The sequence below is a fragment of the Trinickia sp. HAY1-2D genome, assembly GCF_056754935.1.
This window is the reverse complement of the sequence record NZ_JBPGWX010000001.1, coordinates 178,523-189,846: the sequence shown is the minus strand read 5'-3', so window position 1 is coordinate 189,846 and position 11,324 is coordinate 178,523. Positions and strand designations below refer to the sequence as shown.

Sequence of the window (11,324 nt, the reverse complement as noted above, 5' to 3'; positions counted from 1 at the left end):
GTGCTACACGTCGAGAGAAAAATTCAGAAAGGTCCGATCGGCACTGGCCTGCAAGGCCAAAACATCCGAACGGTTCAGTTGCATGACCTCTTGATCGAGCGTGATCGACCATTCGCTGTGCCCATAAACGATTTCGCCGATCCGGACGGGTTGGCTCGCTTCCGACTGCAAAAGCAGCGCAAGGCTGGCGCCTTCCGATGGGCTGCCGCCTGGAACCGAGCGAATGACCGGATCGGCACTCGTCAATGTCCGCGGCGCAGGGATCACCCAGGCCGCGACAACGCCTTTGGCGTAGGTGCCAAAGAGGCTGCACGTGTGACGCGCCACGACGGGAGGCCGCTCGCCCGAATCGATCAGCGTGATTTGAACGGGCTCCGAACGCTTCCCGCCGAATTCGTAATAAACGTCGTAGCACTGCCCTGGTGCCGGCAATCGATCCTTGGTAAAGCAGATATCCTGTACGGCGCGCTTCGAATCGTTAACCGGAAAATTCTGGCTCTTGTCGCCGAACCAAACGACGACTTCTCCTCCTTGCCCGTACGGCACGAGAACGCTGACCACCACCGGGTCGCCAGGGTCGTTGACGATATCGGGGTTGGGCGGATTGAGGCGCTGCAGATCGAGCACGCCGTCCGTGGCTTGAAAAAGCCGGACCGATGGCAGTGCAGCGTTGGCTTCGATTTTCACTGTTCCCCCATGACGGAATCGATCACTTCGTCAAAACAGCTCGGCGGTGTATCCGTTCGGCAAAATGGTGTCGATGCCGATCAAAAGGTCCTGAGACGAATAGGCGATGCGTTTTATTTCCACGTGGGTGCCGCGCACCACGTCGTAATTCACACGGATCGTTCCGACGTCGCCCGTCGACTGCTCCTGGCCCAGGCCCCAGAACGGCTGCGGCAGGAACGGCCACTCGACGAACCCGTTCTCGATGTCGAACCGCGTGACATACCAATTGAACGGGCCGCCGAGGGATACACCCAGCGGTTCATCCGAACCGCGCCGGTAAGCGTTCAAATAGATGTGAATACGAATTTCATCGCCGATTTCGATTTGTGCCTGATCGAGTGGCACACGGATATGCAATTCGCGCGACAGCAGCGCGGCGTTGATGGGCCAACCGTCCAGGCTCTCGCGAAGCTGCGGCGCATTCAGCGTTCGATTCCCTTCGTCATTGGACGATGCGGGCGGAGGCGTACCTGCTGCGTTGAAGTCCCAACTGCTCGATACGCGTATGACCAGGCTATAAACGACATAGATCATCGAATTTCGCGTGGCGTCGTCGAACGGGGCCGTCTGCGAGCGCAGCACGGAATTCTGGAACGGCATCGTAATGTCGGCGTCGCCCCCGATGTCTGCTTGCCGTAGCCTTTTCGAGCTTTGAAACCTGCCGTTGCAAAGCAGGAAGAGCCATTGATCCGCACCGATGTCCATGTATTGAGGGATGTCCGCCAACTCGTAGGAGGGCCCGCTCAGTTGAACCGGGTCGTCGGTCTGAGGCGACTCGAGGGACGACCACTGAGCATTCGGATCGACGATCAGATAAGGTCCCAATCCGCCTGCGTTCGTCCCGATCTGGTACGTCAACGCACCGATACTCGAGGTCTTGCCCTTCGGACACAGATAGAGCTCAGCCACGCCGTTATCGTCGGTATAGAGGTAGACGGAGTCGTCGTCATAAGCCGCATCGCCGTTCAGCGCGCGCGCTCCGCTATAGCGGTCGTACAAGAGAATCTGCCTGCCCTTGATCAACTCCGGAGTGGACATGCTCGAGGTCACCCGCACGAAGACGTTGGGCAGGCCCACCTGGCTTTCGGGATCGGTGACTTGAAAGCGATAGTAGAGATAGTTGTTGCCTGGGTTATCGGGCGACTGATCCTGCTCGGCATAATCGAGCCAGAAGTCGGACGATTGATTCTCTTCGGGATAAGCCAGCCCGAATCCGTCGATGTAGCTCGGGCAGACGCAGGAAACAGGGTTGATCGTATAGGGCAGATCGGCGGATCGACGGCTGTTGTCGAGATAGGCGTAGGTCAAGCCATTCCCGAGATCCCGGCCTGTCACCCGAACAACCAGTTTTGCGTACCATTTTTCTCCGGCATCGGGCGCTCTCAGTAGCGGCACACCGACAGCGAACTCACCGTCCACGGGCATCCAATCGTTGCCGACCGGCTGCAGCTGCTCGTATTCGCCAACGTGCGAAAAATAGACGAGCGTACCGTCGACGATGTCGCCTTCCGCGTGATCGAGCGTTGCCGTCAATATCACGCGTTGATAGTTGTAAAAGGCGTATTCCCCGCCGGTCTCCTGCGAAGGGCAATCCGTTGTAAGCGTCAGCGGCATGAATCTCTCGTCGAAAATGAAAAACCTGCTCCGCTATAGCGCCAGTGCGACGAAGAAGCGCGCGTTACTCACCCCATCTAGTTCGATGGAAATGAGGTCCTCTTTATGAAGGTCGACATTCGTGTTGCCCACCGCGCTCACCGTCCATTCATTGCCGTCGCTCGATTGCACGACGGCAATCGACTCGGTCCCACCATCGGGAGGAATTCGTTGAATCTTCAACCGAACGTCGGTGGTGGTCGCCCCAGGCGGAGCTAATCCGTTCAACGAACGCACGACTATGTCGCTATTCGTCGAGAGCGAATAGTCCGCGGGCACGACCCAGCTACCGATCACGCCGCAGACATAGGTGCCAAAAAATGCCGTACCGACGGTGGTCACGGGCCCGCCACCGGCATACGACGAATGGGTGACTGTCACCGGGATCGCCTCCGAGTTCGAGATGTTTCCTGTCCGGCTCGCAACCGAATACGCAACGTGATAGCTGCCGGACGCCAACGCCGATAACGGACGTACACGCACTTCGGCGACGTACGCTTCGTCCTTGAATTGCGCCGGATTCGGCAGATATGCGAGTCTGACGATCGACCTGTCGTATTCATCTCTGAATACGACCGTTACGCGATCGCCCCATCCGAGCTGCGCGTAGGCCGGTATCTCTACCTTTATGGCACCCTCGGCCGTGATGTCCGGCGACCCGAGATCGAGGATCCCGCCTTGGGCCTGCGGCAGACCCGGCGGCGACAACAAGGTGTTCTGGCCCACGCCCGGACCGTTGAACGCAACTCTCATGATCCGCCCCGTCAATAGTGCAGCCGCCGACGTCAAAAGACCTCGATTGCAGGCCGCACCGCATACGTTTGTCATACCCCGCCGGCACGGAGCGTATAGATCGTGTATTGAGGCGTTGCTTTCGAGTATTCGTTGCCCGCCTTGAATTGGAAAATGATGGTGGATTTCTCTCCATTAGGACCAACGCTCCATCCTCGCAGGCTAGGCGAGTCGATCCGCGTCTCGATAGAGTCACTGTTGAGATTGTCCTGCGTTACAGGGAGACTCGTAACATTAAAGATCACAGGCGTAAAATTACTAAAGCGATCATATCCCGCGATCAGACCATAGATCGTAAACGTGTCATTCAAGCGGGGCTTGTATTGAGGCAACCATGACGCCCAGCTGATTTTTGCGGTAAGACCATTTTTGATATCTTGCGCATTGATGACATGGCCCGCGTTAAACTCGACAATGCTCAACGGAGGAAATTTCTGATCCCCAACCGGGAATGGCGAGACAGTTCCAGAATCACCTTCATCCCCAAATGCAGAGAACGTGTATTCTGTCGACTTGACCGCCCCATTTTCCGGCCTGACGATCAAAATTAGCATCTTGTTATCGCCACCCGTATTCGAATAGTTCAACAAACTTGGAGCGATTTGAAAAAATGGCTGGTTACTCAGGATCAAATTTTTATCGTTGGGCACGACTTTCTTTCCCGTTTCCGGCAGGACGGTTCCATTGACGCCGAGGAACAATGTATCGTCGACGTGTATTTGCCCATTCGAAATGGTGGTACTTGGCACAATGACACCCATCGGCGGACCGGACGGGTCGATGTTGACCTGACCGCTCGCCCCGTCGATCGCCGGGGGATCCACTTGCGCATCCTTCGGAACTTGTGCGAGGTCGACGATGATCAGCCCCGGAAGGACGATGCCCTCCGTTCCGACGTCCATGGTCAGCGTCACGAGGTTCCAGCTCGTGAGCGGCGTATTCGCTGTAACGTAGAAGTCGAGTACGCCCTGCGCGTCGCTATCGATCCACACCGACTGCTTGTCGGCAGTGGGGCGAATTTCGGTTTTGCTTGCGTCGAAGAAGTGGAGACACGTCAGATCAGCTTGCTCGCTACCCGGGCTCAGGAAGATTCTCGCGGAAAACGGCTTCTGCACCGCAGCGCCCGTTTCGTCCATGACCTGGTAAGCGCTTATGTGCAGACCGTCATCGTTCGTCGCCTGCGTATTGTTTCCCGGCAGCAAGAATTCATACGCCCAAAGCGGGTTGAGAGACACATCCTTCGTTACATATTGGACGTCGGGATTATATTTCAGCGGGGTCGGGGGGGTTGCCCCACTCCCCGTGATATAGACGTTCCAAGTCGCAATTTCGCCCCCTTTGCCTTGGATAACAATGTCGATTCCATAATCTGATTGATTGGAAATCACTGGCTGAATCAACTTACCCATCGAATCCGGATGGACCGCAGTGCCCGTCGGGCTTATACCATCGGGATTCTGCAATGGATGCTTCTCGTCATCCACAGCCACGCAGAATTGGACGTCGGTATAGCTATCGCCGGCCAGGTTATTCGTGTTGATACTGATCGGCACTTTCTGCCCTTCGTACACAACCGTATCAACGCGAGGTGTCGGATCGCCGAGGGGGTTGCCGCCTGGCGCATTCGACGTAGCGGCCCGGTGCTCGATCGTTGCGCTCGTCGAACCGTTAGATTCCACTTGTTGGTCTTCCATTTTCTCGATCTCCGGAAAGGTCTGCCAGCAATTCTTTTGCTGGAGCGAGCCTGCGCGGATTCCAGGCCCGGCGCCGATTTTCGACGGCATGGAACCACGATACATCCGGTTGAAGTGGATCTATCCCAACGGTTTTAATAGGATCGTTATTTGCGGAGTCCGGCGACCGGCGCGAGACTCGCGGCGCAATCGCCTACGATCCGGCCGGACTGGAAATGCAGCGCCATACATGAGAAAAGCCCGCTTCGGCATTGGCCGAAGCGGGCTTCGTTGAAATCGTTCAGGCGAACGGCCCGGGTATGATCCCGGTCCGACTCACTCCACCGACAACTGCAAATGCAACTGGGACCGTGTCACGGTGCTGTCGTTGACATCCCCAGCCGAGTCGCGGTCGGCTTGCGATGCCGGCTCCGTCCGTGCGCGTTCGATGACGTCGAGATATTCGGTCGTGATATCGCCGGTGATGTAATCGCCATCGAAACACGATGCCTCGAAACGCGCAAGCGACGGATTGATATCGCGCACCGCCTGCTTCAACGCTTCGACATCCTGATAAACGAGGTGATCCGCGCCGATGATCTTCGCGACTTCATCATCCGTACGGCCATGCGCGACGAGCTCGCCGCGCGTGGGCATGTCGATGCCGTAGACATTCGGAAACTTCACCGGCGGTGCCGCGGAGGCAAAGATGACTTTGTTCGCGCCCGCATCGCGCGCCATCTGGACGATTTCATGCGAGGTCGTGCCGCGTACGATCGAATCGTCGACGATCAGCACATTCTTGCCCTTGAATTCGATCGCCATGGCGTTGAGCTTCTGGCGGACCGATTTCTTGCGCACAGCCTGACCGGGCATGATGAACGTGCGGCCGACATAACGGTTCTTGAAAAAACCCTCGCGATACTCGATGCCGAGCTTCGCGGCCACCTGCATCGCCGCAGGCCGCGACGAATCGGGAATTGGCATGACCACGTCGATCGGCACATCGGGCAACTCGCGCTTGATCTTTTCGGCAAGATAATCGCCCATGCGCAGCCGCACGTTATAGACCGGCACGCCATCGAGCACCGAATCGGGCCGCGCGAGATAGACGTATTCGAAGATGCAGGGATTGAGGCTGGGTTTGTCCGAGCACTGCTGAGCGTGCAGCCGGCCTTCCTGATCGATGAAGATCGCTTCGCCGGGCGCAACATCGCGCACGAATTCGAAGCCGATGCCCTCGACGGCAACCGATTCCGAGGCCACCATCCACTCGACGCCCTCATCCGTTTCGAGCTTGCCGATGCAAAGCGGACGAATGCCGAACGGATCCCGGAAGGCAAGCAGGCCGTAGCCTGCGATCAACGAAACGATGGCGTAGGAGCCGCGTACGCGGCGATGCACGCCGGCAACGGCCTTGAAAACCGTCGCCGGGTCGAGCTGAAGACCCGACGTCGCAAGCTGCACCTCGTGTGCGAGCACGTTCAGCAAGACTTCGGTGTCGGAATTCGTGTTCACGTGGCGCCGATCGATACGAAACATCTCGTCTTTCAGCTGCTGCCAATTCGTGAGATTGCCGTTATGCGCGAGGATGATGCCGAAAGGCGCGTTCACGTAAAACGGCTGGGCCTCCTCTTCGCTCGATGCCGAGCCGGCCGTCGGATAGCGCACCTGCCCGATGCCCGAAGTGCCCGGCAGGCTGCGCATGTTGCGCGTGCGGAACACGTCGCGGACCATTCCGTTGGCTTTCGACATGTGGAATGTACTGCCGTTCGCCGTCGCGATGCCCGCTGCGTCCTGGCCGCGATGCTGCAAAAGCAGCAGACTGTCGTAGATCAGCTGGTTGACGGGAGAGTGAGAGACTACGCCTACGATGCCGCACATGGCAGGTCCTTCAAAGATACGAAATCAGATTCGCACGTACTGAGCAAGCGCCTCGGGAAGCAGCGGTTTCAGCTTGTGCACGCCTTCCACGGCATAGGGCCGCAGCAAAGCGTTACGCCAGAATTCCTGTTTCGGCAGATCGGTCAACCCCGCCAGCACGACGAGCACGAGAACCAGCAAGATCCCGCGCACGATCCCGAACATCATGCCGAGCGAACGGTCCACGCCGTCCAACCCGCTTGCCGCAACGAGGCGCGAAATCAGCGCGCTCACGATGCCGGCGACGAGCACCACGCCCACCATGACCGCCGCGAACGCCAATAACCACTGCGTCAACGCGCCACCGGGCCAGTTAGCTGGAATATAGGGCACCAGGACCCCAACATAGCGGCTGGCCACAAAAAATGCCGCCACCCAGCCAATCAGCCCAAATACCTCCGCAAGCAGGCCGCGCCACGCGCCACGCAGCGCCGACAGGCCGATCACGGCCAGCGCGGCATAATCGAACGCAGTCAGCATCGCCACGCCGTCACTGCGCCGAATTGGCCGTCAGCCCGGCTTCACGCACCTTGGCGATGGCCGAGGACGCCGCCGCCCGATCGGCGAACGGCCCGGCGCGCAGCATCGAGCGTGTCGAGCCATCCGCTTGCTTGCGATGTTCGATATAGGCCGGCACGCCGGCCGCCTTGAGCTTGCTTTCCCACCGCTTCGCGTTCGCGTCGTCGGCAAATACGCCGAGCTGCACCGCAAAGCGCGCACCCGGCGCGGCCGTTGCCGCTGCCGAACCGGTATTCGGCTCGTTCGTCGTCGCGTTCGCGGCATCGGCCGCGGCGGTGGCCTCTTTGCCGGACGAGGTCTTTGCGGCCGACCCAGCGCCTTTCGAGGAACCTTGGCTACGGGCCGCACCGGCCGATTTCACGGCGGGTTGCGCCGCTTTGTCCGATTTGTCGGATGGAGTGGATTTGTCCGAGCCGCCGGTTTCCTCGGCGCGGGTTGCAGAGCGCGCCGCCGACGAGCTTGCCGCTGCGGCAGCCGCGCCGCTCGCGCTATCCGGTGCCACGTCCGCCGTCACGTCGCGTTTGCGAGCCGTATCGTCGTTTGCATGCGAGGGCACCGTGGCGGGGCGGTTGGGGATATCGATGGCGATATCGTCAGTTACGGGCCTCGGGTGCGAATCGAGCACCATCGGCAGAACCACGACGGCCCCGATCACGAGCGCAATTGCGCCGACGAGCCGGCGCCGAGCACGCTGCTTTTCGGGAAGTGTGGGATCGAGCAGCATCGCGTCCGCATCGGCCGCGCGCTCGGTGCGACGGCGGCTGCCTTCGGTGCGCGCCGATCGGACATTGGCGCCACGCCGACGCGGCGCGTCGTCTTTATTGCCGAACGAAAAAAGTCCCATGAATTGCTGAAATCCTGGCCCGCGCCCGAATCCGGTCAATGTTGCCGCGACTTGCGGTAGGCCATCACGCCGCCGACCGTGAAGAAACTGCCGAAAACCACGATTCTATCATCGTCCGTCGCTCGGCTTACGGCATCTTCGAACGCCAGCGCCGGCGTTGCAAAGCGCTTGACGCTGCTGTCGGGCCCATCCGCGATGCCCAGGCCGCGCAATTCGGCTTCGAGCGCTTCGGCCGAAGCGGCGCGCGGTGTCGGCAGATCCGTCACGCACCAGTGGTCGACTTCACCTTTCAGATGCTTGACGACACCGGCGATATCCTTGTCGCGCATGGCTCCGAACACGGCATAGGTGTAGCGGAAAAAGCCCATGCCGCCGAGGTTTTGCGCAAGCGCGGCAGCCGCGTGGGGGTTGTGGGCGACGTCGAGCACGATCGCCGGCCGTCCGGGCAGCACCTGAAAGCGTCCCGGCAATTCGACGTTGGCCAGTCCGAGGCGCACGTCCTGCGCTGAAACGGGCAGCCGCTCGCGCAGCGCCTCGAGCGCAGCCAGCGCCGCCGATGTGTTGATCAGCTGGTTCGCGCCGCGCAACGCCGGATAGGCGAGCGCGGAGCGTCGCATCGTCGGTCCGACGTAGCTCCATTGCTGGCGCTCGCTGCCGGCCTGGCCTTCGTAGCGGAAATCGCGTCCAAAGAGCCACAGCTCGGCGCCGATAGCGGCCGCGTGGTTGACGAGCGTCTGCGGAGGCGCGGGATCGGCGCAGATCGCCGGCCTGCCGCCCCGGAAGATCCCGGCTTTCTCGAAGCCGATTTTCTCGCGCGTATCGCCGAGATAGTCGACATGATCGAGGTCGATGCTCGTCACCACCGCGCAATCGGCATCCACGATATTGACCGCATCGAGCCGCCCGCCGAGCCCGACTTCGAGAATCACCGCATCGAGCCCGCTCGCCGCGAAGCGATGCATGATCGCGAGTGTCGTGAATTCGAAGTAGGTCAGCGAAACCGGCTCGGGCAGGCTCGTGCGTGCCGCCTCGACTGCTTCGAAATGCGGCAGCAGCACGGCATCGGCCGCGTTTTCCCCGTTGATGCGAGCGCGCTCGTTGAACTCGAGCAAGTGCGGCGACGTATGGCATCCGACCTTATAGCCGGCGCGCAGCAGAATCGATTCGAGAATCGCGCAGGTCGAGCCCTTGCCGTTCGTGCCGCCGACCGTGATGACCGGGCACGCGAAGGTGAGGCCGAGCGCCTCCTTGACCTTGCCGATCCGGGCAAGCCCCATGTCGATGCCGACGGGATGCGCCGACTCGAGATGCGCGAGCCAGGCGTCGAGACTGGCGTAAGTCGTCACGCGACCGCATCCGCCGGCTGGCGCGTGAGCAAAGCGATCAGCCGCGCCAGCTCTTCGCGCAGCTTGCGCCGGTCGATAATCATGTCGATCGCACCTTTTTGCAGCAGGAATTCGGCGCGCTGGAACCCTTCCGGCAGTTTTTCGCGCACTGTCTGCTCGATCACGCGCGGGCCGGCAAAGCCGATCAGCGCCTTCGGCTCGGCGATGACCACATCCCCCAGGAACGCAAAACTGGCCGACACGCCGCCCATCGTCGGATCGGTCAGCACGGAAATGAACGGCAGCTTGGCCTCGGACAGCTTCGTCAGCATGGCCGTCGTCTTCGCCATTTGCATCAGCGACAACAGGCTTTCCTGCATGCGGGCGCCGCCCGACGCCGTCACGCAGATGAACGGCACCTGCTGCTCGAGCGCATTTTGAGCGCCGCGCACGAAGCGCTCGCCGACGACCGAACCCATCGAGCCGCCCATGAACGCGAACTCGAAGCAGGAGACCACGACCGGCAGCGTATGAATGGCACCGCCCATGACCACCATCGCGTCGGTTTCGCCCGTGTCGTCCATCGCATCCTTGATGCGGTCCGGGTACTTGCGGCTGTCCTTGAATTTGAGCGCGTCGACCGGGACGATCTCCTGACCGATTTCATAGCGGCCTTCGGCATCGAGCAGTGCATCGAGTCGCGCCCGCGCGCCAATGCGCATGTGATGGCTGCACTTCGGGCAAACATGCAGATTCGCTTCCACGTCGTTGCGATACAACACCGCTTCGCACGAGGGGCATTTCACCCAGAGCCCTTCCGGAATGCCCTTGCGGCTTTTCGGGTCGGTCTGTTTGATCTTCGGTGGCAGCAGTTTGTCGAGCCAGCTCATACTCGTTCCTTTCAATGGTCTCCCGGCCGCGGCCTGCCCCGTCTCGGGCAGGCCGGCGTCGGTTAACGTTCTTGGCATTCTTCGGGCACCGCTCGCGCGTCGCGTGGACCGGAAAAGATCCCGCCCCATTTGTGATTTTTCGCGGCTACTGTCCGTCGAGGGCGCGACGCACCTCGGCGACGAACGCCGTCAGCGCGCTCGCGGCGGCCTCGGGCGGTGTTTCTTCGAGCAATTGCACGATACGGCTGCCGATCACGACGGCATCGGAAACCTCGGCCACCGCGCGAGCCGTACTGGCATCGCGGATGCCGAAACCCACGCCGACCGGCAGCCGAACATGCGACTTGATGGCCGGGATTTTACTCGCGATGCTGGAAACGTCCAGATTTGCCGCCCCCGTCACTCCTTTGAGCGAGACGTAGTAGACGTAACCGCTCGCCACCTTGCCGACGGATGCAATGCGTTCGTCCGTCGAAGTCGGCGCAAGCAGGAAGATCGGATCGATGCCGGCCGAGCGCATCGCCGCCGCGAAATCGATCGACTCCTCGGGCGGATAGTCGACGACGAGCACGCCGTCGACACCGGCTTGCGTCGCGGCCGTCGCGAACGCCGCCGTGCCCATGCGCTCGATCGGATTCGCATAGCCCATCAGCACCACGGGGGTCTCGCTGTCGCGCTCGCGAAAGCGCTTCACGTCGTCCAACACATTGCGTAACGAGACGCCTCGCGCCAATGCGCGCTCCGACGAACGTTGAATCACGGGGCCATCGGCCATCGGATCCGAAAACGGCACGCCGAGCTCGATGACATCGGCGCCGCCCGCCACCAACGCGTGCATGAATTCGACCGTCCGGGCGGGATCGGGGTCGCCCGCCGTCATGAACGGGATCAACCCCTTGCGGCCTTGCTCGGCAAGCGCCGCGAATGTTTTTTCAATACGGGACATGATGAGTTCTCTTATAAGGGTTGCGCCGGT

Annotated in this window: 10 protein-coding genes; all 10 read right to left on the bottom strand. The window is 60.7% G+C overall.

Annotated elements, in window-relative coordinates; genetic code table 11:
- Positions 1–3: 3 nt before the first annotated feature.
- On the bottom strand, positions 4–687 hold the full coding sequence (locus tag ACR9ZC_RS00845) for a hypothetical protein (protein ID WP_481578727.1): 684 nt from the start codon (positions 685–687) through the stop codon (positions 4–6).
- A 30-nt stretch (positions 688–717) separates the two neighbouring features.
- Entirely contained in the window at positions 718–2,343 is a 1,626-nt protein-coding gene (locus ACR9ZC_RS00840) for a hypothetical protein (RefSeq protein WP_481578726.1), read from the bottom strand.
- A 33-nt stretch (positions 2,344–2,376) separates the two neighbouring features.
- Positions 2,377–3,135, bottom strand: coding sequence for a hypothetical protein (locus ACR9ZC_RS00835; protein ID WP_481578725.1), 759 nt, complete (start codon positions 3,133–3,135; stop codon positions 2,377–2,379).
- A 71-nt stretch (positions 3,136–3,206) separates the two neighbouring features.
- Positions 3,207–4,958 carry a hypothetical protein gene (locus tag ACR9ZC_RS00830; protein WP_481578724.1) on the bottom strand — a complete coding sequence of 584 codons (1,752 nt, stop codon included), beginning with the start codon at positions 4,956–4,958 and terminating at the stop codon, positions 3,207–3,209.
- 225 nt (positions 4,959–5,183) lie between these two features.
- Positions 5,184–6,731 (bottom strand): amidophosphoribosyltransferase, encoded by a 1,548-nt coding sequence (gene purF, locus ACR9ZC_RS00825; RefSeq protein WP_331568557.1) that lies wholly within the window; start codon positions 6,729–6,731, stop codon positions 5,184–5,186.
- Between the two features lie 24 nt (positions 6,732–6,755).
- On the bottom strand, positions 6,756–7,250 hold the full coding sequence (locus ACR9ZC_RS00820) for a CvpA family protein (RefSeq protein ID WP_331568559.1): 495 nt from the start codon (positions 7,248–7,250) through the stop codon (positions 6,756–6,758).
- A gap of 10 nt (positions 7,251–7,260) precedes the next feature.
- Positions 7,261–8,133, bottom strand: a complete 873-nt coding sequence (locus ACR9ZC_RS00815; RefSeq protein ID WP_481578723.1) for an SPOR domain-containing protein — start codon at positions 8,131–8,133, stop codon at positions 7,261–7,263.
- A gap of 35 nt (positions 8,134–8,168) precedes the next feature.
- Entirely contained in the window at positions 8,169–9,479 is a 1,311-nt protein-coding gene (gene folC, locus ACR9ZC_RS00810) for a bifunctional tetrahydrofolate synthase/dihydrofolate synthase (protein WP_481578722.1), read from the bottom strand.
- Entirely contained in the window at positions 9,476–10,348 is an 873-nt protein-coding gene (gene accD, locus ACR9ZC_RS00805) for an acetyl-CoA carboxylase, carboxyltransferase subunit beta (protein ID WP_440562631.1), read from the bottom strand. The genes folC and accD overlap by 4 nt, the downstream gene beginning before the upstream one ends.
- Before the next feature lie 145 nt (positions 10,349–10,493).
- Positions 10,494–11,294: a tryptophan synthase subunit alpha gene (trpA, locus tag ACR9ZC_RS00800; protein WP_481578721.1), complete on the bottom strand. Its 801-nt coding sequence runs from the start codon at positions 11,292–11,294 to the stop codon at positions 10,494–10,496.
- Positions 11,295–11,324 lie beyond the last annotated feature (30 nt).

Bases quoted from the DNA above. Each gene is read 5' to 3' on its own strand.
- ACR9ZC_RS00815 (WP_481578723.1), bottom strand. From the start codon at position 8,133: ATGGGACTTTTTTCGTTCGGCAATAAAGACGACGCGCCGCGTCGGCGT.
- ACR9ZC_RS00835 (WP_481578725.1), bottom strand. From the start codon at position 3,135: ATGAGAGTTGCGTTCAACGGTCCGGGCGTGGGCCAGAACACCTTGTTG.
- accD (WP_440562631.1), bottom strand. From the start codon at position 10,348: ATGAGCTGGCTCGACAAACTGCTGCCACCGAAGATCAAACAGACCGAC.
- ACR9ZC_RS00830 (WP_481578724.1), bottom strand. From the start codon at position 4,958: ATGCCGTCGAAAATCGGCGCCGGGCCTGGAATCCGCGCAGGCTCGCTC.
- ACR9ZC_RS00820 (WP_331568559.1), bottom strand. From the start codon at position 7,250: ATGCTGACTGCGTTCGATTATGCCGCGCTGGCCGTGATCGGCCTGTCG.
- ACR9ZC_RS00840 (WP_481578726.1), bottom strand. From the start codon at position 2,343: ATGCCGCTGACGCTTACAACGGATTGCCCTTCGCAGGAGACCGGCGGG.
- trpA (WP_481578721.1), bottom strand. From the start codon at position 11,294: ATGTCCCGTATTGAAAAAACATTCGCGGCGCTTGCCGAGCAAGGCCGC.
- purF (WP_331568557.1), bottom strand. From the start codon at position 6,731: ATGTGCGGCATCGTAGGCGTAGTCTCTCACTCTCCCGTCAACCAGCTG.